20 protein-coding genes and 1 pseudogene are annotated in these 24,695 nt (G+C 38.3%); 9 read left to right on the top strand and 12 right to left on the bottom strand.

The features are described from left to right. Positions 1-14 precede the first annotated feature (14 nt). Complete coding sequence (locus IFU39_RS11595; RefSeq protein WP_192132734.1) at positions 15-1,313, bottom strand: galactokinase; 1,299 nt, start codon at positions 1,311-1,313, stop codon at positions 15-17. 276 nt (positions 1,314-1,589) lie between these two features. Here IFU39_RS11595 and IFU39_RS11590 point away from each other — a divergent pair, with 276 nt between their 5' ends. Genes IFU39_RS11590 through IFU39_RS11580 form a run of 3 tightly spaced genes read left to right on the top strand, consistent with a single transcriptional unit; the run spans position 1,590 to position 4,589 of the window. Next, positions 1,590-2,846, top strand: a complete 1,257-nt coding sequence (locus IFU39_RS11590; RefSeq protein WP_192132732.1) for an MFS transporter — start codon at positions 1,590-1,592, stop codon at positions 2,844-2,846. A gap of 59 nt (positions 2,847-2,905) precedes the next feature. Then, positions 2,906-3,832, top strand: a complete 927-nt coding sequence (locus IFU39_RS11585; RefSeq protein ID WP_192132730.1) for a DUF2268 domain-containing protein — start codon at positions 2,906-2,908, stop codon at positions 3,830-3,832. Continuing rightward, on the top strand, positions 3,807-4,589 hold the full coding sequence (locus IFU39_RS11580) for a MerR family transcriptional regulator (RefSeq protein WP_192132728.1): 783 nt from the start codon (positions 3,807-3,809) through the stop codon (positions 4,587-4,589). The genes IFU39_RS11585 and IFU39_RS11580 overlap by 26 nt, the downstream gene beginning before the upstream one ends. Positions 4,590-4,856: 267 nt before the next feature. Here IFU39_RS11580 and IFU39_RS11575 read toward each other — a convergent pair. The 7 genes and pseudogenes from IFU39_RS11575 to IFU39_RS11545 form a co-directional block, all read right to left on the bottom strand. Then, positions 4,857-5,182 (bottom strand): annotated as a pseudogene (locus tag IFU39_RS11575) (nucleoside triphosphate pyrophosphohydrolase). 228 nt (positions 5,183-5,410) lie between these two features. Continuing rightward, positions 5,411-5,908 (bottom strand): hypothetical protein, encoded by a 498-nt coding sequence (locus IFU39_RS11570; protein ID WP_192132726.1) that lies wholly within the window; start codon positions 5,906-5,908, stop codon positions 5,411-5,413. A 130-nt stretch (positions 5,909-6,038) separates the two neighbouring features. Further along, positions 6,039-6,404, bottom strand: a complete 366-nt coding sequence (locus IFU39_RS11565) for a hypothetical protein (protein ID WP_192132724.1) — start codon at positions 6,402-6,404, stop codon at positions 6,039-6,041. 95 nt (positions 6,405-6,499) lie between these two features. Next, positions 6,500-6,811, bottom strand: a complete 312-nt coding sequence (locus tag IFU39_RS11560; RefSeq protein WP_192132722.1) for a hypothetical protein — start codon at positions 6,809-6,811, stop codon at positions 6,500-6,502. 12 nt (positions 6,812-6,823) lie between these two features. Further along, on the bottom strand, positions 6,824-7,060 hold the full coding sequence (locus tag IFU39_RS32910) for an EndoU domain-containing protein (protein ID WP_342345666.1): 237 nt from the start codon (positions 7,058-7,060) through the stop codon (positions 6,824-6,826). Then, the gene (locus IFU39_RS32905) at positions 6,958-7,935 is read right to left on the bottom strand and encodes a WXG100 family type VII secretion target (RefSeq protein WP_244660958.1); all 978 of its coding nucleotides are present in this window, start codon (positions 7,933-7,935) and stop codon (positions 6,958-6,960) included. The genes IFU39_RS32910 and IFU39_RS32905 overlap by 103 nt, the downstream gene beginning before the upstream one ends. Positions 7,936-8,109: 174 nt before the next feature. Further along, the gene (locus IFU39_RS11545; RefSeq protein WP_192132720.1) at positions 8,110-8,535 is read right to left on the bottom strand and encodes a hypothetical protein; all 426 of its coding nucleotides are present in this window, start codon (positions 8,533-8,535) and stop codon (positions 8,110-8,112) included. 193 nt (positions 8,536-8,728) lie between these two features. On the opposite strand from IFU39_RS11545, the gene IFU39_RS11540 reads away from it, so the two are divergent. The 6 genes from IFU39_RS11540 (at position 8,729) to IFU39_RS11515 (ending at position 15,406) form a co-directional block, all read left to right on the top strand. Continuing rightward, on the top strand, positions 8,729-9,076 hold the full coding sequence (locus IFU39_RS11540) for a helix-turn-helix domain-containing protein (protein ID WP_192132718.1): 348 nt from the start codon (positions 8,729-8,731) through the stop codon (positions 9,074-9,076). Between the two features lie 186 nt (positions 9,077-9,262). Next, a complete protein-coding gene (gene dndB, locus IFU39_RS11535; protein ID WP_192132716.1) occupies positions 9,263-10,363 on the top strand; it encodes a DNA sulfur modification protein DndB in 1,101 nt (366 codons plus the stop codon). Beyond that, positions 10,356-11,858 carry a DNA phosphorothioation system sulfurtransferase DndC gene (dndC, locus tag IFU39_RS11530; protein ID WP_192132714.1) on the top strand — a complete coding sequence of 501 codons (1,503 nt, stop codon included), beginning with the start codon at positions 10,356-10,358 and terminating at the stop codon, positions 11,856-11,858. The genes dndB and dndC overlap by 8 nt, the downstream gene beginning before the upstream one ends. Before the next feature lie 17 nt (positions 11,859-11,875). Continuing rightward, positions 11,876-13,882 (top strand): DNA sulfur modification protein DndD, encoded by a 2,007-nt coding sequence (gene dndD, locus IFU39_RS11525; protein WP_192132712.1) that lies wholly within the window; start codon positions 11,876-11,878, stop codon positions 13,880-13,882. Then, entirely contained in the window at positions 13,879-14,256 is a 378-nt protein-coding gene (locus IFU39_RS11520) for a DndE family protein (RefSeq protein WP_192132710.1), read from the top strand. Before dndD ends, IFU39_RS11520 begins: the two co-directional genes overlap by 4 nt. Before the next feature lie 16 nt (positions 14,257-14,272). Continuing rightward, positions 14,273-15,406, top strand: a complete 1,134-nt coding sequence (locus IFU39_RS11515; RefSeq protein WP_192132707.1) for a cysteine desulfurase family protein — start codon at positions 14,273-14,275, stop codon at positions 15,404-15,406. Between the two features lie 8 nt (positions 15,407-15,414). On the opposite strand, the gene IFU39_RS11510 is transcribed toward IFU39_RS11515, so the two are convergent. From IFU39_RS11510 to dptG, 4 genes are all read right to left on the bottom strand, one after another. After that, complete coding sequence (locus IFU39_RS11510) at positions 15,415-16,767, bottom strand: hypothetical protein (protein WP_206759556.1); 1,353 nt, start codon at positions 16,765-16,767, stop codon at positions 15,415-15,417. Beyond that, positions 16,758-18,038, bottom strand: coding sequence for a DNA sulfur modification protein DndB (locus tag IFU39_RS11505; RefSeq protein WP_192132703.1), 1,281 nt, complete (start codon positions 18,036-18,038; stop codon positions 16,758-16,760). The genes IFU39_RS11510 and IFU39_RS11505 overlap by 10 nt, the downstream gene beginning before the upstream one ends. A gap of 66 nt (positions 18,039-18,104) precedes the next feature. Next, positions 18,105-23,324, bottom strand: coding sequence for a DNA phosphorothioation-dependent restriction protein DptH (dptH, locus tag IFU39_RS11500; protein ID WP_192132701.1), 5,220 nt, complete (start codon positions 23,322-23,324; stop codon positions 18,105-18,107). Next, on the bottom strand, positions 23,305-24,693 hold the full coding sequence (dptG, locus tag IFU39_RS11495; protein ID WP_192132699.1) for a DNA phosphorothioation-dependent restriction protein DptG: 1,389 nt from the start codon (positions 24,691-24,693) through the stop codon (positions 23,305-23,307). The genes dptH and dptG overlap by 20 nt, the downstream gene beginning before the upstream one ends. Between the last annotated feature and the right edge of the window lie 2 nt (positions 24,694-24,695).

Here is a 24,695-nt window from a genome sequence, read left to right as displayed (position 1 = left end):
TTATCTGAGTGCTTTTAGCCTGCGTTAGCGATTAATGCATTCAGACATACTGCACCCTGTGCACGCACATTAACAACAATAATTGGCGTGTCCAACATGTCGTGCATCCAGGACATATACTCTTCCACTTTTTCGTTTGGAAGAATTGTAAGAATAACCCCTGCGAATCCACCACCATGAATACGACAAGCGCCGTCACCCAGGTTTTGCAGATAATTCTCGGTCAGTGCCAGCGCGATGCCAATCTCTTGCTCCTTCACAGCACCACTCTGATATACATTCTGCAGCCACTTCCATGACGAGTTACCGGATGCGGTAATCAGTTTCAGGAAATCAGCAAAACGTCCATCTCGCAACGCCTGAACCTCACCATCGACACGATTATTTTCCTCCAGGAAATGAAGCGCGCGCAGCACGGCACGATCCCCAGCCGCTTCACGAACCTTCTTGAGATTGGCGTAGATTGCGTCTGCCGTAATTTCCCGAACATACTCACTGCCCAGCGCCTGAGCAATCGCTCTCATCTCATTGGGCACAGCCGCGTAATCTTCCGTCAGATCGGCGTGGTTGCCACCTGTATTCACAATAACCAATGAATAACCATTCTGTTGGAAATCCCACTGAACTGGCTCGATAACTGGCTGTGCAGGATTTTCAAAATCAATGGCAATCAGTCCGCCATATGCACAAGCCATCTGATCCAGCAGACCGGAAGGTTTATTCCAATAATGGTTCTCTGCATACTGACCGATTTTGGCCAAAGTCACAACATCCATTGTTCCATCATTATAGAAGTGATTCAAAATCGTACAGATCAGCATCTCGAATGACGCCGAGGAACTCACCCCAGATGCCGAGAACACGTTACTTGACAGGTACGCCTGAAAGCCACCTACTTTATATCCGAATTCTCCAAATCCCGCAGCCATACCGCGAATCAATGCTGTTGTGCCATCGTCTTCCGTATTTGGCGTGAGGTCCGTGAGATCGATTACATATTTCTTGTCATAGCCTTCTGAGTAAAAGGTAATAACCGACTCCGCAGTTGGTGCTGCCACTGCAATCGTATCCAGCGTGATGCTGCCCGCCAGCACTTTCCCATGGTTATGATCCGTGTGATTGCCGCCAATCTCACTGCGTCCTGACGCGCTGAACAGTTTGCTTCCTTCTTGTGCGCCAAAGTACTCTTCGAACGTGGCGTTCAACTTCGTGTAACGTGCAGTCTGTTCCGCTACTTGTGATTCTCCATACATTTGGGCAAGTAACGCTTGGCCCTCCGTGGATTGGATCAGATTCAATGGTTGTGTCGTCATTAATAATCCTCCTATGGATGTGCAGCTTTTATTTTTGGGCTGTTGGTGAACATCGTTATCGCATCTGTTTCATGCTTTATTCCTCTCCCATTATCTCAGCTTCACAGCGGAAAAGGTAGGGTAGAATTGAAAGTTTGTAAGCGTTTTGTGAAGTTATTTAATGTAAAAATAGGATTGAAATCCATTTTGCAATAACTTACATTGTTATTAAGTGAAAACACATTATTTCCCAATCTTATTATAGCTATGCTTTACATCTTATTGGTGGAGGGAACGATGAAAATTAAGTCGAACTATAACAAGCTATTCGGTGCATTTTCGCTTACATTTTTGGGTGATGGACTTACGCTAGCTGCCGTTCCCTGGCTCATTTCAACACTTACAAGCGATACGCTGTATGCCTCTGTCACCATGACGGCACTTCGTTTACCATGGCTTCTCTTCAGTCTGCCCGTGGGTGTTCTCATCGACCGGTACTCACGCAAACATATGCTGATTGGGGCTGGTTTTACACGAATGATTCTTCTGCTTGCTCTGACGTTATGTATCTGGGGAGGATGGGTGAGCATTCCGATTCTGGCTCTGTTCATGTTCGGGATCGGGCTTAGCCGGGTCGTATTCGACAGTACGGTGCAGACGGCCATCCCTCAACTGGTAGATGAGAGTAAGTTGGAGAAAGCGAATGGGCAGTTCACCGCTGGACAGTTAATCACAAGTGATATTCTGGGCGTTGCGCTGGGAGGGTTCATCATCACCCTGCATATTGTTTTTCCTTTTGCCATAGACGCCGTAACGGCTGTTATTGCTCTGCTCTTTTTAATCAGTATGAAGGGAAACTTTTACCCGGGGGATACCGAAACAACCAGGAAGGAAGTTCGCCCGATGAATAATTGGAAACGCGAGATGTGGTCCGGTATTCAATATGTCTATCATGATCGTTTTCTCCGCGGATTAGCCATTCTGTCTGTCACCATTACGCTGATGTATTCCATCATTCTGTCTACTCAGATCTTCTTTGTACGAGACGTGCTTCAGTTGGATGCTTTTGCATTCGGTATACTCATCTCCATCGCAACGATCGGCAGCATTGTAGGAAGCCAGGCTGTTGCATATATGCGCAAGAAATGGAGTACAAAACAATTAATTATCTCCTCCATTCTGTGCATGGGAATCATCTACGGTGTGGTTGGTCTTACTACTAATGCGTACTTGGTAGGTGGCCTGTATTTCTGTGCTGCATTTTTCATCATCGTCTACAATGTTACCCGTTCCTCCATCCTGCAGCGTTCCGTTCCTAATGAGATGCTCGGCCGGGTTGGAAGTGTGTTTCGCTTTCTGTCCTTTGGCATTAGTGCTATTGGTACGCTTCTCGGCGGATTATTGGTGCGGGTTAGTGAAACGACGTTCGATCGTGTATTCTCGCTGCAACTCCCTTATCTCTTGTTAAGCCTAATCTATATCCTGTCTGCGCTGGTATTTACCATGAAGATGAAGAGTCATTCAGAGAACCAGCAGCGCAACATCAACGCTTGACTGTTACGTTAGGTCATACTTGATAATGATCTCAAGCGAATAAAAAGGAGAGATCAGGTATGAAGATTACCGCGTTACGTTCAGATCAAATCTATGAGGAGATCATCCAGGCTGCACCCGATGAAAAATTGGAGTTATACCGCGAGCGAATGATGAGTCCTTTTATGAACAAATGGAACATTCAACAGATCCCGTTTCAATCTCAAGAGCCTAATGGCTTCGACGTGATCATGATGAATAATTTGTTGAACATCGCTCCCGCAGATATCACATCTGAGATTAACGAATCGTTAGCTGCGATCTCGTCTGAAGCATTTTGGCAACAGTGTCATGAAGCTGTTCATACGAGTCTATCCACCTTTATAGAGCACGGGATTGAGCTATCGGTCTCCGAATATCTATATACGATTTTATTGGGCGATAAGAATAGCCCTTCACTGACCATGAACGAAGGTATCAGCGGAGACGGTGGAATCCCAGGTTACATTATTGCGAACCTAATCCCGAATAGATATACTCTACCTCGTATGCAATCCGTGTTAGCCCATGAATGCAATCATAATGTGAGGTACCAATATATCCAGTGGAATCCACAGATTACACTTGGGGAAATGGTTGTTAGCGAGGGGTTGGCTGAGAGCTTTGCGACGTCCCTGTATGGAGCAGAGTGGCTAGGCCCTTGGGTAGCCAAAACGGATATGGAGACTTTGAACAACGTAATCAAGCCGCAAATGAAAGATCAGCTGCATGTCACCGGTTTTGACCAGATTAATCCGTATCTATACGGCGATGAACTTGCCACAATGCAAAACTTCACGCCCGTAGGTATGCCCTATGCGGCTGGCTATGCCTGCGGTTATCACCTAATCCAATATTATCTGAACAAAACAGGTACACCAATCACTGAAGCAACCATCACTCCGGCAAGTGTCATCCTTGCTGAAACAAAGGACTTTTGGAATGAAGACACCCTATTTCACCGTTAAAGATATTATTCAGATCACAGGCATCACCAAACGCGCATTACACTATTACGATAAAACGGATCTCTTGAAACCTAGCAAAGTCGAGGACAATGGCTATCGGTATTACGATCAAGAGGCACTGGGGAATCTGCAAATGATTCTGTTGTTCAAAGAAATGAATTTCTCCTTAACAGAAATTGCAGCCATGATGCAGCTTTCGAAAGACAAACAAAAAGATATCCTAAGAGAGCACCGCAGTACACTCGTTCAACGCAAACAAAAGCTCGAAACCATCATCGACCAGTTGGACGAGTATGTGGATGGGACGGATATCTCTCATCTTAATCTGTTTGACGACTCATCCATTCTGTCCATTCAAGAGCAATACGAATCCGAGGCGAAGTTCATCTACGGAAATACCGAGAAATATCAGGAATTCGAAGCGAATGTGAGCCAGCTGTCTGCGGAAGAGCAAGAACAAGCCTACCAGCAGTTCTCGATCAATATGGAGCAGGTATTTCGGGAGTTGGCGAATCATCAGGACCTGCCCCCTGCTTCTGGTGAGGTGCAAGCGTTAGTGGGTGAATGGAAAAGTTGTCTGGAGCAGTTTATGGTCTGTGATGCTGAGATTCTGAGGTGTATTGCAGAAGCCTATACGACGGATCGTCGCTATGCGGGTTATTTTGATCAGTTTGGTGATGAGAGATTTTTGAGGTTTTTGTATGAAGCTATTATGGTTTTTATACAATCGGCATCGAACAGATACGCTTTCGAGTGAAAAGAAGTCCCCCATACTTCGCCACAGACGTGTCTCGATTCGTGGATTAACCTCACAGAGCGCCCGTAGTCCTTCTGGCTGCGTGATATACAGATAGTCTCCGCGAGCATCCGTACTTCTGCCCCACGCTCCGCCGCCCGCTTTAAATGCGGCGCAAGTAGCTTCACACCAGACTGCATTATAAAGGACGTCATAATATAAATCCCGGACGCATGCTGCATCCGGGAAATGAGTTCGTCTGCCAAGTTATCTGTAATGAGTTTAACGTTAAGCTTCGTCGACATCGATCAGATACACCCGTTCCTGGAATCCACCACGCTCCTCGGCTTTGTCTGCTCGAAGCTTATCCAGCTGGGCCGCATTCGCACCATGCAGCTCCGCCAGCGCCCGAATCACTTCGAGCATGTCTGCCAATTCTTCCAGCGCTTCCTGATCGCTTGCTGCTTTTACAAACTCATCCGATCTTCTTGCAGCTTCGTTCTTAACTCTTGCTTATACTCCTCCGGGTCCAGAATGCGTGTGCGGCTTTCCTTACCGCTGGATGTGATAATATGCGGAATCTTGTCCCTCACCAATTTGTTATATGTAGGCATGTGGTATAACATCCTTTCTGCTCTTGAAGTCTCCCAGCTTCGATCCAGAATCTCCCTTGTTGCCATTATACAAGTTGCTATGTGAAAGGATGGGTTGATTTTGTAAAGTAGTTGGGGTGGAATGAGGAGATAAAAATAGCCCAAGACTACTCGTATTCGAGTTGAAATGGGCGTTCTGCCATTATTAATATCAAATTGTTCTGCATTAGACTCTGGTTCAGAAGGATTCTAAACCAACAGTTTTGAGACAATAACATTCGTATCCATCATTTCTATATCAATCTCGACCAAGCAAGTGTCATCATCCATAGCTGGTCCATAACCGACTCTAACCTTCTCAATTGCATACTTCTTCTTAATATCAAGAATATACTCTATTAACTTCTGAGCTTTTAACGTTGTCTCTGAATTTTCTCCACTGAACAACTCCTCTTCAGGAAAATTAATTACAGTATCTCCAGATTCCTCATCGAATGAAAATACAATCATCACGTCGTTAAAGGTATGACCCAGGTTAAGCTGAGACAATAGTATATTCCCCGTTCCCTTAGGAGAAAGAATCTCTTCAAGGCTCTCTATTTGCTGAAATTCAATATCGTTTTCACTACGGTTATCATAAAAGTGAGAACTTTTGATCTGATCCAACTGAATGTTCAAATCATTTTTAATGAATTGATCCAATTTATTTTTATCAAAATCAATCAAAATAATTTCTAAACTTTCCACAGTACAACCCCTCTTACATCATTACATCAGGTAACTTCATATCACATTAATTCGGTATTATAGGCGGATGTAGTTGCTTATGTTCCAACCCAAACCATTGCTCAATATGGTTACATAACAATGGGATGTCTCAAATCGCTTGCTCACAGATTTCTTTATATGAATCTTGAAGCACTTCCTCAAGTTCCAAATTCACCTGATATGCCTCAGTTTGTTTAGCATGATGCATATCCGCTGGCTCAATGACATAATTTTGATTTTTGGTTATAGGACTTACATAGATCATCCACTCAAGGTTGCCCTTAAAGTGTTGAATACAATTCTTTAATTGCTCGTAAACCCGATCAGCGTTGTGGAATCTAAAATAAAAACCCGCAGGTTTCTCATATATCCGATTCGGATTATACATCTCTGTTCTATTCCATTCATACGAACCTAATTTGGCCAAGGTATACGCCATAAGTTCCGGTGCAAGCACCTCTTCTTTGTTCTTCATATAAATACTTTTTGACACCATGCCACCCACTTGAGAGTCCGTTTATTCATTTGTTGAAAACTATGTTTTCCTGATTACTTTCAATGATCTTATTTTTAATCCTCCATTGATTGGATCGCATATTCTATGTCTTGCTCCATATCCAGATCAGGATACTTCTTTTGCAATTGAAGAAGACAATCTATAAATGCTCGACTTTGGAATTCAGAAGATAGATCTTCAAATATCTCACTGAGCCAATATAAATCTTTTTCTACACATTGATTTAGAAATGATATGGCACTCTGCTCATTCTCTTTTAGAATGTCTACCATCTCATTCCATATCGTTTGAATAGCTGGATCGTCGGGATGTAAATCTTTTCTCTTCTTTACTAATGAGATAACTTTTTCACTGTAGTCTACCATGGTTCGCTCTCCTCACGGTTGTCTTGAGTTATCTGGAGTAATCGTTCCGATCTGTCCATCGTTCTTGATCACTCCTACTCTAACGTTATTATAGTTTCCAAACATCCATTCACCGTCACCCTTAACTCTATTCTCAGGCAGATTTGCTACATGCTCACCTGATTTTTTGATATCTTCCGATGTCCACTCCTTAGGGAACCAAGCTTGGCCCTCTCCACTTCGCTTTGCTTTATTTTTGTGATTAGGTATATTACCAACCCGTACACCGTTTTCATATTCTTTAGTAATGTTAAATGCGATCTTATTTTTAAGTAATTAATATTATCTTGACCGTGACCGCCATTGATCAATCTATTTTTAGAATTGAAATCTCCAAGTGAAGCATGGTGAATTCTTTCATTACTTACTGTAATTCTTCCACCGATCAAACCTTTTGGGAATCCTAATCCTTCTTTCGGAACCTTATAACCCTTATTATACGTTCCTGTAAAAGCCAACACGAGCTTAGCAGTCTGTAAACCTCCTATAGAAACTGCTGCTTGCCATGCAGGTATGGATTCTCCAGTTACAGGATGATGACCTTCCTTAAATGCGCTGATCTGTTCATCATATATATCCCCACCACCAGACTCCGGTTGCTTCGGTCCAGCTCTCATTTCTTCATAAGTGCCACCATTTTCCCAATACTTAACAAACTCTTTTTGTCCTGGCATCCCATCCTCTGCTTCACTGGCAGGCATGTTAACTCCAAACAAAGGATTATATACCATTCGTCTTTGTTCTTCTGTGTTACCTGTATTATGGTTCATCATTGTATGGGCAGCAATCTGTCCAGCAACGGCTCCCAAGCTCACCTGTTCCTGATCCGCTTGTTCGAATCTTTCGGCAATCGCCATTAGATCCTGGGAGGACTTCACCATACTTCCCAGTGCTCGATCCAGTACAGGACGTGACTGCTGAAAATCATAGAAAAACCGTTCCTGCGTTGCTCCCGCCCACTGAGACTGGATAAATCCGATCCGTGCAGTCAGGTCATTACGTATAACCTCCAACTGCTGCCTACCCTGCTCGATCTGTCTGGATACATGCAGCAGTTGCTCTGGTGTCACTTTAATTGTACTCATAGTATTCTCCGCCGTTAGAATTAGGATTTTACAATGTTAGCAGAAGTTTGTTGCAAATGCATCCACCCATTATCCTGATTTCCCCTTTCTTCAATTGAATATTTTTCAGTACTTATAATTCTCCAGTCCCATTCCTGTGAAAGGAACCTCCAGATCATCATGGCACGCCTTATATCAGAAAAACTTTGATGAATTATCATTCAATCGAGTGGCTAACTCCTCCAAAATGTCTTCCGTTCGTTGAAGGAGCTTTTCGATGTTATCAAGGTCTAAATATTGATCCACTTGGCGTTCCTCAAAAGATGACATATGTTGCATCGTGCCGATGAACAAAGCGATATCCAATCCGGGTTCAGTGTCCGTATGCACTAAAGGCAAGATTTCATTCATGGTGAGTTCCTTGGGTGGATGCGCTGAATGATACTTATGGATATATAACGCCTTGATCATGGAGGCTAGAGCCCACTCGCAAAGAATCAGACAAGCTTTGAACTGATTGTGATTACGCATAATGGTAGCAAGTTTGATGTGATACTGGGAAAGTCGTTGATATTCAAATTCATTATTTTGCCGATTCTTGTAGGAGTAAGCATGATTCAAGGTAATCAACTCCTCAACATATTAGTTTAGAATCCACACTACACTTGAGCACTCTGCATGTTATTTTTAACTTTTGGGCAAGATACAAACAAAATATTACTACATAGTAGTTTTAAATACAAATAACTTATTATCTATCGATTAATTAACGATGATTCTTTCTCTACACTTCTAATTAAAGAGAGGTGTTCATATGTCCGAACTTTTAGAATTAGTGGGCGCGAGAATAAGAGATCTAAGGAAGTCTAGAGATCTGTCTCAAGAAGCATTAGCTGAAAATGCGGGGTTTAATCCAAGTTACATCGGTTTTATTGAACGAGCAGAACGAAATATATCATTGAAAAATCTTGAAAAGATTGCTGCCGCTTTAGATGTCGGTGTATATGAACTGTTTACATACGTTAAGGAGCGTGAAGATCTCTCACATGATGATGCCAATATTACTAAGATCATTTCTCTTTTAAGAACCCATGAGCCTAAGCACATTTTAATGGTGCTTAATATCATTACTGAGATCTTCGAAACTTATAATAAAAACTAAAAAAAAGAATAACATCCCGCTCTTACACGACCGGGATGTTATTCTTTTTTTCATTATTTATTCATCATTTATTCACGTAATTACGTACTTTCTTTACTTTATTATGTAATTTAAACATTGAACATTTGTTCGTCTTACGATAAAATCAATATACATTCTACGATATTACGTACGTAAAATAGGAGGATGTCCATGAACTTTAGTTATAGTTTTCCTGCGATTCGCGGGATTCAAGCTGGAAGAGAATTTTATACAGTAATGTGCCCATTGAAGTTAATACCTAGGATATTCCTCTTTGATGAGGAGGAAATTCCAGCCGACCACCGTGCACAGCGTTTAATGAATAAATCAAGAATTCCGGATATTACGAACTATATTCTTGAGAATCCTAAAGATTATATTTTTTCTTCATTAACTGCATCAGTAAACGGCGAGTTAATTTTCCAGCCACAATCGGAAGAGTTTAAGGATCTTGGTTATTTGAATATTTCTTTAGACGCCCAATTTCTCATTAATGACGGTCAACATAGACGCGCAGCTATTGAAGAAGCTCTCAAAATTTCGCCTGAACTTGGCGACGAAACGATATCCGTAGTATTCTTTCATGATCTTGGACTTCTGCGCTCTCAGCAAATGTTTTCGGATTTGAATCGTCATGCAGTGAATACCACATCTTCAATCGGAATTCTATACGATCACCGTGATCAACTATCTTTGATCACTAAAAGTTTAATCAATGAGATTCCTTTATTGGAGCGATATACGGATCGTGAGAAAGTGTCGTTGTCCAAAAATTCTCCTAAATTGTTCGCTCTGAATCACATTTTCAATACGATCTGTAAACTGTTAGGCAAGCGTAAAGGTGAGTTAATCTCAGAACCCGAGAAAAAATTTGTGTCTGAGTTCTGGGCTCTTCTTTGTGTTTCTATATTAGAATGGCAAGATGTACTCAATAAGCGAACCTCGCCAAGAGATCTTCGTATTGGTTCGGTTGTAGCGCATGGTGTATTTCTCGAAGCTATTGGTATAGTCGGCCACTATCTTTATCGTTATCATGCAGATCAATGGGAATTGTACGTAAAAGAACTATCCAAAATCGACTGGAGTCGCGATAATAAAGCGGATTGGTTAGGCCGTGCTTATGGACAAACCGGACGTATTAACAAGACAAATGAGACCATTCAATTGACTGCAAATCTCATAAAATTCAAACTAGGGCTCCCCTTAACAGAAGCCGAGCAGAAAATTGAAAATAAAATAAAAGAAGGTACATCTACTGATGTTTAACATATTTAATACTGGAAGCAAGTTCGTTGAAGCCAAAGAACTAGTCAAAGAAGTCTATTTAGCAGATGAGAAGCCTTGGGTCGTAGGTTTCAGTGGGGGAAAAGACTCAACGGCAGTTGTACAGCTAGTCTTTCAAGCCTTATCCGAGCTAGAACCTTCTCTTCTGAAGAAAAAAGTGTACGTCATTTCATCAGATACTCAAGTAGAAACTCCTTTAATTATAGACAAAATAACGCGAACCCTTGGACGCATACAAAATAAAGCACTCGCTGTAGGTTTACCTATTGAAACGCACAAGGTACGTCCAAAAGTTGAGCAGACCTTTTGGGCATCTATTATTGGAAAAGGTTATCCTACTCCTCGTCAAAAGTTCAGATGGTGTACGGATCGTTTGAAAATCGAGCCTGCTAACCGTTTCATTCTTGATAAAGTAGATCAGTTTGGTGAAGTGGTTATGCTACTAGGAGTTCGAGATTCCGAAAGTTCGACAAGAGCAGGAGTAATGCAATCTCATACTATAGAAGGTTCAAATTTAATGCGTCACTCTACACTTCGAAACGCATTTGTCTTTGCTCCTATCCGCTCATACACTCTTGATGATGTATGGGAATTTTTATTGCAGTATGAGTCACCATGGGGCGATGATAATAATGAACTGCTTCAGCTCTATCAAGATTCAAGTAGTGAATGCCCTCTCGTAGTAGACAAAGAGATAAAAGAAAGTGCAGGTTCTTGTGGAAATAGTCGTTTCGGGTGTTGGACATGTACAGTTGTTAATGAAGATAAGGCGTTGAGCGGATTTATTAATAACGGTGTGGATTGGTTACGTCCATTATATGACTTTAGAAATTTCCTTGTTCAAATACGTGAAGATCGTACGAAAAGACAAAAACATCGTATGAATGGCGAAGTCTATCTGACAACAAATTTAGGCGGTATAGATCCTGATGATTTGAGTCACCCGAGAATCTACAAATCTGAAATGAAGCATTATATTGAAGAAAATAAAATTAACCTTGCATCTGTGGAGGAATTGGATATTTTGATCGTTGATGATGAAAATCCAGATGCTCTTCCTAAACGTTTTGGCGTCGGTCCTTTCACAATGAAAGCTCGGGAAGAAATTCTTCGAAAATTATTACAAACTCAAGAAGAAATTCGCCAAATGCATGACCCTAACGTTGAATTGATCACATTTGAAGAGCTTAAGGCGATTCGGAAATATTGGCATGACGACCTACAGTGGGAAGATCGACTTCCTCTGATCGTCGAAGAAGAAACAGGTATAGCTTACGATTGGCATCAAAATGATCGTCCTGTATTCAAAGAAGACCAAGTCACCGATCTAGAATCTCTCTGTCAAGAAGAAGGAGTCAACCTTAATCTTCTTAAAGAATTAATATCTGTTGAGAAAGAATACTCCGGTGTAAAAGTAAGAAGAGGACTATTCCAGGCATTTGATAAAACACTCAGACAAGATTTCTTACATTTATAAAGGTGGATTAATAATCAATGCACATTCAAAAACTGGCTCTCCGAAACATAGGTGCTTACCATGGAGAGCTCAATAAATTTGATTTCCGTACAACGGCTAACCGTAACGTAATACTACTTGGTGGGAAAAATGGTGCTGGTAAAACGACAATACTAGAATCTTTAAGAATCGTTTTATTTGGCTCCATGGCATATGGTTTTGTTACGGAAAATGAACCCTATTTTCGTAAAATTAGAACGCTGCTAAATCGCAAAGCGATTAATGAAAATGTAACTGACGAATTTCAAATCACTCTTGACTACATTTCTACTGAAGATTTCGAATTACACGAATATTCATTAGTACGAAGCTGGCGCATAAAAAATGAACGTATTCGTGAGAGTTTTGCAGTTAAACGTGATAATCAATTCTTATCTGCTCAACAAACTTCTGATTTCCAGAGTCGTTTACGTGAAGAAATGCCTCCAAAACTATTTGAACTTTGCCTTTTTGATGGTGAGGATATTTCGCGTATTGTTTCTGAAGAAAAAATTCCAGAGTACTTGAAAGAGTCAGGTAAAATTCTATTTAATCTGGATCTATTCGTAAATTTGGAAAAGGATCTGAACACATACCGAATACAATATGCTCAGCAAAATGCCAGTGCAGCAGAAGAAGTTGCTCAGTATGAACAACTTGAGATGGAAATTGATCAACTCAAAGCAACAATCGACGAAAAACAACAGCTTACAGTTCTGCATGAAGAAGAGATAAACAATCTGAATGACGCTATTAAACAAGATAAAAAAGATTTCGAAATTCACGGTGGCTTACTCCAGGAAAAAAGACAAGAAATTGTTTCTAGAGTAAACATCATTGAGAACAAACGTAAAACGAATTCAGAACATGTACGACATTTCGTCTCATCTCTTCTTCCCTTCTTTATAGCAAGGAAACAACTCAGACAAGTATATCATCAGTTAAATGGAGAAAAACAATATGAGTCATACAATTATGTTGCAAACTCACTAGTAGAAGAAAAGTTAGCTTCTCTTCTTAATAATGTACTTGGGCCAAGCAAAAAGGTTGATGAACGTGAAGTGACATCTGTATTTGAAGGTCTACTGAATTTAATAAAACCCGATCAAACCAAATTAATTCATCGTGCATCGTTTGAGCAGCGTAGCGAGATTCATAATTTGAATAAACAAATTCAAGCACTTAATGTAACCGAATATGTTAGCCGTTTTGATGAAAATGCTATCTTGTTAAAAGAATCTCAAGAATTAAGGACTCAATTAGAAACGAATGATCAAGCCAGCGAATTCAAAGAACTTCTGGAACGCATTGAACAGAAAACAAAACAAGCTGAGCAACACAATATGATGATGGAACAAATTGAGTTTGAAATTCAAGCCTTGTCTGAAAGCTTGCATGCTAAAATACTGCAAAAAGAAAAAGTAGAAGACAAGATTCGAGAATATCATAAATCTGAAAAGTCATATGAAATGACTGAGAAATTACTAAAAGTTAGTCAACGTTTTAGAGAACGACAATGGCGTAAAAAGCTTGATGACGTTGCAAATGAAGCCGTACGTATGATTGACGTGCTTTTCCGTAAGAAAGATTTTCTCAAACGAATTCATATTGACCATACCACATTCGAATTAAAACTCTATAACCGAATGAATCAAGAAATATCAAAAGAGCGCCTATCTGCTGGTGAGAAAGAAATGCTGATGTTAACGGTTATACTCGCTATGTTTAGAGTATCGGGCTGGAAACTACCATTTGTGTTCGACACCCTCATGGGTAGACTAGACCAGGATCATAAAAAATCTCTTATTCAACATTTCATCCCACGCTGCGGAGAACAAGTCCTTATGTTCACAACGGATTCTGAAATCACGTCAGAACAGTTTCATGTAATCGAAGAGATTACAGCTCGTTGCTATACGTTAGAATACAATTCCTCTCTCGAGAGCGCAGTGATTGTAAAAGACCGCTACTTCGATATCGTTAGAGAGGCGGGACAAAATTCATGAACTTTACATTAAAAACATCTAAATATGCTAAAGAGACGCTAACGCAACTTCATGCCTCAACCGGTATTACTCCCAACATTTTGATCCGGTATGCAGTTGCTCTATCTCTGAGAAATAATGATTCAAGTAATCCAATTGCACCTATTACAAAGGATTTTACAGATGGTCTTGTATTGAATCGGAGCACAGTTACAGGAGAGTTTGATTACACCTTTCGTGCAATGGTTACACAAGCCGCTGGTCGCGAATTAACAGATGAAGAATTCTTTCCTTCTTATTTTAACGCTCATCTGGAACGCGGCATACGCGCTTTGGCTTCAGAGTATAAAAGCGCAGGAAATTACGAAAAATTCATTCGTAATTTGTTAATCTAACGAAAGTAGTGATCACATGTTATACCTGGATAATAGCGCCACAACTAAGATCCATCCTGAGGTTTTAGAAGCAATGCTTCCCTATCTTCAAGAGGAATACGGTAATCCATCCAGTAAGTTTTATTCTCTGGCAGAGAACGCTAAAAAAGCTGTAGCCACAGCACGTGAACAAGTCGCTCAACTATTAGGATGTGACCCAGACGAGGTTGTTTTCACAAGCGGAGCTACTGAGAGCAACAATATGATTATTAAGGGAGTAGCTGATTACTACGGTCATAAAGAGAACTCATCCAAATATTTGTTAACTTCTGCTGCCGAGCACCCATCTGTTCTCGAAACAGTAGAGTTTCTCGGTGAACGTGGGTACAAAACGAAGTTCCTTGATGTCGATACTTTTGCAAGAGTGAATATTCATAATGTTAAAGAAACAGTTACTCAGATCCAGCCTCTTCTTACTTCATTTATGTGGGGAAATAATGAGATTGGATCATTGAATCCGATTGACGAAATTTCCGATTTTTTTGCAACTAATGATCTATTCTTCCACACTGATGCGACTCAGGTTATAGGTAAAATACCTGTTGATTTGAGGAAACACCGAGGGATTCGATTCCTCTCCTTGTCAGCTCATAAAATAGGCGGCCCCAAAGGAATCGGAGCCGCCATCATACGGAAACAGTCGAAAGAGATTTTCACCCGCCTAACCCCTCTTCTACACGGAGGAGGACAGGAAAATAACTATCGGAGTGGAACTCTTGCTGTTCACAACATTGTTGGACTAGGCAAAGCTGCTGAGATTGCTTCACTTAGTCTAGAAAAAAACGTTCAGCGTCTAACTCAATTGGAGAACTATCTGGTTGATATATTAAAGAATAATCTTAGAGATAAAATTATTTTCAATAGCGATGATCACGACAAAATTCCGGGATTAATTAGTCTTCAATTCATAGGTGTGAACAATGAGTTGCTACTGAAAAAACTTTCTAACTTCATCGCCCTTTCTTCCGGATCAGCTTGTAGTTCAAGTAAACCAAGTCATGTGTTGAGTGCCACTGGGAAAACGCTAGAAGAGGTTCGTCAGACGATAAGGATTACTTTAGGTAGTGATGTGAGTGAAAAAGATTTAGATTTATTTAACGAAATCAAATAGCAAATTCACTATTCAGGTGGATGATTATCCCCTAGCTGTGTAATTTCATGGGATATCTGCTTTAGATACTTATCAACATCTTTTTTTAATGTAAATGCTGTACCTTCTAATTTTCTTAAATTATAGTTTCCATTATATTTTTTCAAAAGTTCTTCGAGTTCTAATAAATTTTCATCAAGTTTCTTTTCTAATTCTGAATTAGCAAGCAGTTCTCTTCCATATTCCTCTATTTTCCCGGTAATAAAGGGATTCATTTGTATATATTTAATGTCAAAGTTGTGGTTTTGAAATCCTGAGAATTCTGTCAATATTCTCAGGATTTCAATAAAGTCAACATACGTAGCATCACTTACTTCCAACATTTGCTGTATATCTTTGCTTTTAAATTCCAATTTCATCCTACAGAATGAAGTCCCTAGACTTGAGAAACGCGAAATAGATAATCTTATTTTATCTCCTGACATACTAAAATCTTCCTTAGAGTAAAGAAGACTCAACAAAGTAATCTCAGTTCTTATTTTTTTGAGAACAGATACAGCCAAGGTCTCATACTTCACGAAATCACTTTTCGTCATTAAACAATGGTTATGTGCCCAAGGATTTCGAAAATTATAGAGTTCATCCCATTCGTCTGCCAACTCAGATGTGATATGCTTATATAAGGTTGATACTGATAATTCCGTATTCCGTGTTGAGGTTAGTTCTTTAATTTCTTTTAGAGTTGATAAAAGTTCATCGATATCTTTTCGAGTCCCTACAATGTTTTCATTGGAAGACAATAATCCCTCAATTGAGTTCAATTTATCTGAGATACTTGAACTCGAGAATTTTATTCTTTCTTCTACAAAATCTTTTAGATGGACAAAGTCCAAATCGTCTAAAGGATTATTCAATAATTCCACTATTTTATCTCTGTTGATCGTTCTTTTCTTTTCTCTTTCCGTGTTTTTAAATAAGTGCTTATACCAGTTTACTCCCTTCTCTTTTAAAAATATAATTTCAATCAGAGTCCGAAATTCACGTTCTAATACGTAAACACTCTCAGAAATCTTTCTCATATAATCAATAGTCTGATTGTCATACACAATAGATATGTAATCACATACTATTTTAATTTTCTCAAGAAAGCTTCTTTTGTTATTATCAAACTTTCTTTCCTTATCTTTTTTAGGGTAAATAGTAAGATAATAGATACTCCCCTCTTGGCTAATCATTATTTCTAGTTCATTTTGATATCCACCGCTCTCATAAATATCTAAAATTGTGATTTCACTATGACCTGGTTTGCATGAAACAATAAAACTTGTTTGAAATTTAGGATAATCCAACAAATATTTTGTTCTAACATCCACTATAAACATTCCTCTCTATTGAGTTTGAGAATTTCATCCATTATAGTTTGTTTTCCCGCTGCGATTTCTTTTATGGAATTTATATCAATACTCTTTAGTTTCTCTTCCTCAGATAACAGTTGTTTAATATATTCTTCAAAAATATTTTCATCGGTAGTTTGATTTGTGTTAGATAAACTTAGTAAATTTCTATCATCATAAAACGCATCAAATATTTTCTCTAAAATCTGTCTAATTACCTCGTTTTCTATTATCTCAGCCTGATATTTGCTGAGAATATTGTTTAAATAAAGATAATTTCTTAAGGACTTATATACATCTTTTCTAACAGTTTCTAAACCAACGTAAGGTATTGGCATAACCTGTATCATTTCTTCAAGTGAAGTCTCAATAATCATTTTTAATTCGTCAATTAGTTCAGCTAATTCATTTGATTTCTCATGTATGTTTTCTTCATTTTCTTTTAGTTTTATTGTTAAATTTTCAACCAATGCTCTTAGTGTAATTTTCTTTCTGAAGAAAGCTTGGTCATTTTCTGAGAGAGAATGCATTAATTCAAAATATTTATTCCAATAAACCTCAATTATGTGATAATATTCTTCATCTAAATAAACTAACTCCTTTTCATTTTCTACCCAGTCCTTCATGAGGGGATATATAGTGAGATTTAATTCTCTTATACAATCCGTCATATGTAGGTATACTATCTTTTCACTTGACTGTTTTTTATTCCACTCAATAGAAGCTAGTAAGTCCTTATTCTTAGTAAAAAACTTTAAGCCTAACAAATTTTCAAGTTTCGGTGCAAAACGTTCTGAGACATTACTTTCAACGTTTTTAGGTGTTTCATTAATCATGTAGAAAAGATCTCTATGTTGATAATCTTCTATCCCTTCAACTATGAAAATTGGAAGTTCCATTCTATTAAGTAATTCCTTTTGTTGCCCTTCAACATCTTTCATCAAAGATATTATAGCCTTTATCCTGTGTTGTCCGTCTATTACAGTAAACATTCCTCTTTTAACTTCTAATGAGCTAGGTTCTGTAAATATAATTTCTGCTTTGCTATTTAAAATAGTAGGGGGGAAAAAAGTCGCTGGAATATCATTTAGAATATATTGTTTTATTTTATCTACTCTTCTGTCGTCTATATTCCTATTCATTGAAAGATCTGATCGGATGTCAACTATTGTCTCAAGCTGTTTATACTTCACTTTACCTATATAGCATGTATGTTCATTCCACTTAAACGGTATAACTACAAGTTTTCCATTACTCATTTTAACGCCTCCACATTAAATAATGCTTCGGAGTTGTACGTTTTTCACAACCCCGAATACATATAATTACAACTCCCAAAACGCTTTATCCCGCATCCAAATTGGCTGTCCTGAGCCTGCCTTCACAATACTAAAGTGCTTCTGTAGCGACTTGATCCGATTCATAATGTTATCTTCTTCAGACTTACTCTGCGTGCTAAATACCATTCGAATTTCCTTCGCAGACATTTCAGATACGTTATGCACAATCCAGGTCAGAATATAATTGGCATAATCGTTATCGGACGTTGAGAAGTGGCTTAGGAATTGTGTAGATAAGATCGTTCCTACCCCAAATTCGCGTCCTTCTCTCAAGATCTTCTTAATGGAAGTAAAGTCCTTGCTGAGGAAATTATCTGCCTCATCGACTAGAATCATTCGTGTAATTTCACGATAGGCTCCATTAATTGCGCTATGTCCAAACATTTGCATCTGACTGTAGAAGACATCCAACGTAATGGAAACTACCAAGTTCTGAATGCTCTCACTGTAGCCAGATAAGTTAATTACGGTTATTCCATCAATCATCTCGAAAAGAGAGATCGTTTGAGACGAGTCTGTTTCAAACACTTCAGTTTCATATAACTCTTTAAGTGCTGCATACAGAGAATCAACTTTGGTATTTTCTTTTCCAACATATAGTTCATATACATCACTCATCGTAGGTGCGGGCAAATTCCAGGTCGAAGAATCACCTTTAACAATGCCCTTTTTAGCATAAGCTTCCATCATAATATCCTTTAAAGTAATGGCTTGAACTTGTCCAAGGTTGAAAGATCGCACAATTGTATCTGTAAGAGAGTTGCTTGTATGAAGAGGCAAAAATGCTTTAAATGAGTCCGCCATATACAAAGACAATGGATTAAACGGCAAATGATGTAAATTATACACCTTCGCATTTGTCTTTTCAGTAAAATCAGGCTTGATATAATCACCTTTATAATCGAAGATCAATATGCCTATTGGTGTTTGATTAACATTATCGTAGCTGTTACGACTCAACTGCGTAATCAATGATTTTGTGAATTGTGTTTTCCCCGTTCCCATCGTTCCAATGATTCCTGTATTGGTGTGCATAATCTTATTCGTTGAAGTAGGGAACCATTTGACCTCTTCATTCGAAGTTGCATTATGTCCAAACAAAACTTCAAGCGACTTCATCGGTTCTTGATGATTAACAGAACTATGATGATCTCCAGCAGGTTCTAACTCAACTCTTTGATCATCAGCTAAGTGCGTGGTAGCTGCTATTTCACCAAGTCCTGTTTCATAATGCTCACGAGTTTCAGCAGCAAGTAACACCTGGTCAGTAACCTGCGTCATTCTCGACTTTTTAGAAGAATTATATAAATTACTCAGCAATTGCTCAGGGGACAAATCCCCTTGATTACTCTGTATATATTCCTTCATCTCTTCAACACTTTTGAGTATGAATTCATATCCACTCTGTTCAGGATAGTCATAAACCATCACATTATCGTTCATTTTGATATCGGTAAATACGACATCCTTTTTAAATGAGATTACCGCACCTTGACCAATATACTGATCTAACGTATCTACAATCGTATACTTATCATTAAGAAGACGTTCGCGAACATCATGGTCCGTAATTTGACTCCATGATTGTTCAGGCCACACTGAGTAGAGCTTCATTTTCTCCGCACTTGCAATCGCTAGTTGAATAAAGAAATTACGATATAGTACTGCTTGAAAATTCTTCTCATCCCCTGTTAAGAACTCCATTAATAGTTGCTTGGTTTCTTTTACTTGTTTTATCGCTTTATCTTGCACGTTAGCCCCGTTATATCCTATTTTGACCTCAATGGGGTAAAAGTGAATAAACATCTCTTGGTCAAAAGGTTCGACACCAATCAATAACAGATCATCACTATAAGAACCGAATCTACCCAATCTTTTAGCAGAAAATAAACCTTCGGATTGTCTTAGGCCAGTTCCACCTGAAATTCTAAGAATTTCTTCCATTGATATTGGAATCCATATAATATCGCTGTGTGCATATGCAGCAAGGGATAGTTTTACCGCAGAAAGAATACTGATTTTTTCCTTTGGAAAATAGTTCTTCTGAGCCAAAAGACGAAGCAGCCAATTGCCATTAATAGCATTAAAGAAATTGATAATTGGAGGCAAGACATGATCGTCTACATAGAGCCTCTGATGTCCAAGGAATTCTTTAATTAAACGCTGATATTGTTTAGATCTTCTGGTAACAGTGATAGCATCAAAACCACTAGAGGATGTATATTGATCACTGTAATGAATAACAAGCAACTCTTTTTGGGCATCACTATTCTTGAAAAAACTCAGGTCTACTTTTGGTTCAATAAAAGTAACCCAATGGGCTGAATCGTAGACTTGATCTAGTTGCTGTTTATGATCAGCAGAGATCGCAGTAACAATATTAATATCCTCTTGGTAATTATCAAGAGTTCGGGCAACTCTCAGTAAAGAATTTAATTTCGGTACCATTTTCAATAGTTGAGCTTCTTGTATCGGATAGTATCTCGTTCCGAATCCCGTTTTGTAATCTTCGTTGATGAATACAGAAGGAATACCTGAAACAAGTCCGAATAATGAAACTCCCGTAATCATCTCCGAAGCATTGCTTGTAGCAATCTGCTCGATTTTATTCATCTGATAGAAAGTAACATGACTGTACTCGTAACGATCAGTATCCACATTTTTAGAATAAAACTTCACTTTGTCTCGGAAAACATTTAACAATTCTTCTGCGTGATATCCATCCAATTCCAATTTGAGATTGAACTGTTTAGCAATCTCTTCTGCATCTGCATATTGTGACATCTCCTCAAAGACATTGTTGATTCCTTTTTCAGCATAGATGTGAATTTCAATAGGGAGTAGATTCCCTTTTTCCAAGTTATCTTTAAGTTGCTTCTTGTAGTATTCAAAAAGACCTTGAAGGATTTCCTGACAGTCTCCCATATTAATTGTATTAATTTTGAGGGGAGCACGACGATCTAATTCAAAAAGATATCCAAAATGGCCAGTAAACTCTTCGATTTTTTCTTGGACTAATTTACTTACAAATGTTTTGGATGACTCGAATCTTGGTAAACTTTGATCCATGTAAGAAGCCCACTCATATGAATCAATCATTTCAATTGCCTTGTATAGTTTGGAATTGAAATTAACATAAGGCAATAAATTCGTAGGTCTCATGGAATGCAACAATTCATCATTTATTGACTCATCACCAACCAATTGATTTAATTGCATTTGGTAAGCCAAATGTAGAGGATGTAATGGTGTGAATAGCCATTCTGGGTTTATATGATTTTTCTGAATCGTTCCAATTAAAACAAGATCTCTTTGGGTCTGGTTTAATGACTGACCGTTTTGTAATTGTTCAAGCTCCTGTAAATACACATCTATATAGTTACGGGCTAGCACAGTATAGTCTTCATCGAAATAGGCTAAACTTGGGAGCAAATCGTTAGTTCTAAAGTAACGTAATAAATCGCAATATGCCTCTTTTAACGGTTCAGAAACTGAAATAGCTTGCGGAACAATCTCTCCTAAGTTATCTTCGAGAAAATACAAATGATTGGTTTCTAAGAGTTTGCGTTCCCTCTCTAAATTACGTTTGAATTCTCCTTGAGCAAAAGTTTCCCTTGTTCCTTGCACAATCTTCATCTTTTCATTCTCTACGCGATAGGTAAAGTGCTCTTGCTTTTCACGTTTCAGCTTCCACACACTAAAACCACCAATAGGAACAGGTCGTTCAACTAAATCCTGCACAGCAAATGGAATACTTGTATGAGGAAGCTGAATGTTAAAATAAATCATTTCTTCATCACTATTATTTTCATCATTACGGGAAACAACTAATTCCTGGTCCTCAGTAATGTCAAATGTGCTGTGCGATTCTGTTAAATTAACTTTGGTGATTTCTGAAGCATCTTTATTGAAAAACCAATGCTCCGCATCAGAATTAATTAAAAGATACGAACCCTTGGATTTTGATAACGTAATGGCATAAGAAGTTTGTATCGTCTGAAGAAGCTTGGACTGTGTCTCAACCACTGTAATTCTAAATTCATAGGCTGGAGACACTTCTGTCTTGTATTTCACACCATAGAATGTAGTCTGTCCAACTTCATGTTTTAAGTGTACACGGATCTTCTTACCTGCTTGTTCCACCTGTATTGGCTGTTTAATTTTAGTTTCATTGATATACTGATTTTTGATAAAATCATTAAATGTAAACTCTAAAGCGATATTCTCTTTTTGATCAGGATTAAATACGATAATGTTTCGTTTACGTTGCTTACTCTTTGTCTCGCCATCGGCTCTCTCCCAATACTCTAACCCTTCCAAAGTGAACTTCTTACCAGTCTCTACATACTCCAAACCTTTTCCTTCTAATTTTTTCTGGTTCGATCTTCGTACTGAACCAAAATCAACATCCTGCCACGTTTCAGACTCGGATAAAACCTTGATCCCCTGATCATCAAAATGCCGCTCCAGGCTAACCTCAGCAGAACCATATTGATGGGCTATTTCAACGTCATTATATAACGAATGGTTTTCCTTTAGTCTTTCTTTAATTTCCTTAGGAGTTCTAGGAGTATTGAAAAGTTCCGCATCATAAAAAATTCCAAAGTTTCTATATTCATGTTTCTCCAGTTTTTCATTATTCAGCACAGTAAGTATATTCTCGTAGTCAAATAAGTTTACTCTCTCATGAAGTCCCTGTTGTGCTTTCATGGACTCAATCGAGAAGTTAAGGATTTGCTTCTCTTCTGAGGATAGATTCGATTGCTTCATCATTTCTTGCAAATCTTTTTCAATTGAATCAATATGAAAAGGCATACCTTCTTTTGCAAATGAAGTCATTCCCTGAACCAAACTATCTAAGTTTGAATTGTGGATTAAAAGCATAGCCAAATTTTCAAAAGGATCTTCATATATGCCAACTTTATTCCGTAATGTTGTAAGAAAGTCTGGCGTGATCTCCTCAATATTTGATGCGATTAATACCTTGGCTTGATCATAATTTAAAATGTGCGATTGATAGAATCCATCCTCAGTTGGCATTGAGAACGGACTAACTCGATTAATGTCCTTAATTTGATTTACTAGATTTACGACTTGTTCTTCACGTTCAAATTGAATATGATATTTTTCTCCTGCATGAATATTGACCTCGCTCAAAAAACGATCTACGAGATGAGCAAGATAACTATAAAAATGCTTTGACATAAATAGCATCCCCACTATCACTTTTTTTCTCTAGCAAATTCAACTTTTCAAAATACTCAATGATTGAACCTTGAGTATCTCTATCATAAATAATTCCTCTTACTTCGAATTGTTCAAATAGTTTCTTCAATCTGATTTTAGGCTCATCTTTAATGATAACTTTAGTAAGGAATAATAAATAATCTGTATCCAGAATTAACATCTTTCCAGATCTGCCCCTAGATTTGAGGAATGTTCTCTGACAAAAATGAGTAAACCACATCTTATATTCGTTATACGGTTTGGAACGAAATGAATTATTAAACTGGTAATCAATCATTTGAAATAATGTTGATAGCTTATTTAATACAGGTAGGTCATAAGTTTCAGGATTAAAGCTCATTTGACTCCACTTCACATCAGACAGACCCTCACGATACTGTTCAATCACCTTATCTACAGCTTCGTCGATCGCAAGGATTTCTTCATATTTACCTGCACGAAGTATTTCGGAGATCTCTTGATAGGAAAGTAACTTCCCTACTCCTTCAACTGAAACATTCAGCATTTTCAGAAAATTCACATGAGTAAACATGCGATTGATCGATCGCTCAATGTTTTTCCATCCGTATTCGTAACTAACTCTGGTTTTCGATAGTCTTTCTTCTTCTTCAAATGTAAAATAAATGGGCACTATGCTCTTCTCGTATTTGGCAAACAGAGTTTCATTTCTACGTGTCATTTGAGTAATATAGAAAAAATAATAGTAAGATAGAAGTTTCTCAAATTGTTGTGTGAATAAATCCTGTTTCGTAGAAAGCCATTCAAAATCTACAGCAAATAGTTCAGAGATTTCTGGTAATAACACAGCAAACTTTCGGGATTGTGCCTCCTCACTTTTCAACTCTGGTAAAGCTTTGAATATTAACGAACTCATCAAATCATCCGTCTGATGTTCTTCTGTACTGATTTCCCATGCTGCTTTTTCATTCCATAAAACCGCATAAAGAAACTCAGCCAACTTTCTGTTCTCATTCTCAACTGTATTGATATAATAGAGCGTTTGAGGATGGAATAAAAATAGTTGATTGTTTTCGTCAATGAATAAAGTTTTAACCATCTGCTTGAATTCATTTTTTTGATTTATATCTTTGAACTCAATGGATTTTAGTACAGCTTCGACTAGTTGTTCGGGGTTCGCTTCCGAGGACATTTTCTTTTGTCCAACCAGACGCAAAAACTCGCCTACAACTTCCTTAAGGTTGAATTGCATGTCTTTAAATTTAGTGTTGTAAGGTAAGAGTTCAACAGGAATTTTAGGATTATGCCTAATGGAAGAATCAAATTTGAACTTGTCTTTAATGGTTTCTAAATCCAACTTATACTCCATAT

Origin of the sequence: Paenibacillus sp. CFBP 13594 (genome assembly GCF_014842675.1) — a bacterium.
Classification (GTDB): Bacteria; Bacillota; Bacilli; order Paenibacillales; family Paenibacillaceae; genus Paenibacillus; species Paenibacillus amylolyticus_B.
The sequence above is the reverse complement of the archived record's forward strand: the minus strand, read 5'-3'. Positions and strand labels throughout refer to the sequence as shown.

What these genes read in the sequence shown, in the direction of transcription:
- IFU39_RS11595 (WP_192132734.1), bottom strand. Translation starts at nt 1,313, where the DNA reads ATGACGACACAACCATTGAATCTGATCCAATCCACGGAGGGCCAAGCG.
- IFU39_RS11590 (WP_192132732.1), top strand. Translation starts at nt 1,590, where the DNA reads ATGAAAATTAAGTCGAACTATAACAAGCTATTCGGTGCATTTTCGCTT.
- IFU39_RS11585 (WP_192132730.1), top strand. Translation starts at nt 2,906, where the DNA reads ATGAAGATTACCGCGTTACGTTCAGATCAAATCTATGAGGAGATCATC.
- IFU39_RS11580 (WP_192132728.1), top strand. Translation starts at nt 3,807, where the DNA reads ATGAAGACACCCTATTTCACCGTTAAAGATATTATTCAGATCACAGGC.
- IFU39_RS11565 (WP_192132724.1), bottom strand. Translation starts at nt 6,404, where the DNA reads ATGAAGAACAAAGAAGAGGTGCTTGCACCGGAACTTATGGCGTATACC.
- IFU39_RS11560 (WP_192132722.1), bottom strand. Translation starts at nt 6,811, where the DNA reads ATGGTAGACTACAGTGAAAAAGTTATCTCATTAGTAAAGAAGAGAAAA.
- IFU39_RS32905 (WP_244660958.1), bottom strand. Translation starts at nt 7,935, where the DNA reads ATGAGTACAATTAAAGTGACACCAGAGCAACTGCTGCATGTATCCAGA.
- IFU39_RS11540 (WP_192132718.1), top strand. Translation starts at nt 8,729, where the DNA reads ATGTCCGAACTTTTAGAATTAGTGGGCGCGAGAATAAGAGATCTAAGG.
- dndB (WP_192132716.1), top strand. Translation starts at nt 9,263, where the DNA reads ATGTCCATGAACTTTAGTTATAGTTTTCCTGCGATTCGCGGGATTCAA.
- dndC (WP_192132714.1), top strand. Translation starts at nt 10,356, where the DNA reads ATGTTTAACATATTTAATACTGGAAGCAAGTTCGTTGAAGCCAAAGAA.
- dndD (WP_192132712.1), top strand. Translation starts at nt 11,876, where the DNA reads ATGCACATTCAAAAACTGGCTCTCCGAAACATAGGTGCTTACCATGGA.
- IFU39_RS11520 (WP_192132710.1), top strand. Translation starts at nt 13,879, where the DNA reads ATGAACTTTACATTAAAAACATCTAAATATGCTAAAGAGACGCTAACG.
- IFU39_RS11515 (WP_192132707.1), top strand. Translation starts at nt 14,273, where the DNA reads ATGTTATACCTGGATAATAGCGCCACAACTAAGATCCATCCTGAGGTT.
- IFU39_RS11510 (WP_206759556.1), bottom strand. Translation starts at nt 16,767, where the DNA reads ATGTTTATAGTGGATGTTAGAACAAAATATTTGTTGGATTATCCTAAA.
- IFU39_RS11505 (WP_192132703.1), bottom strand. Translation starts at nt 18,038, where the DNA reads ATGAGTAATGGAAAACTTGTAGTTATACCGTTTAAGTGGAATGAACAT.
- dptH (WP_192132701.1), bottom strand. Translation starts at nt 23,324, where the DNA reads ATGTCAAAGCATTTTTATAGTTATCTTGCTCATCTCGTAGATCGTTTT.
- dptG (WP_192132699.1), bottom strand. Translation starts at nt 24,693, where the DNA reads ATGGAGTATAAGTTGGATTTAGAAACCATTAAAGACAAGTTCAAATTT.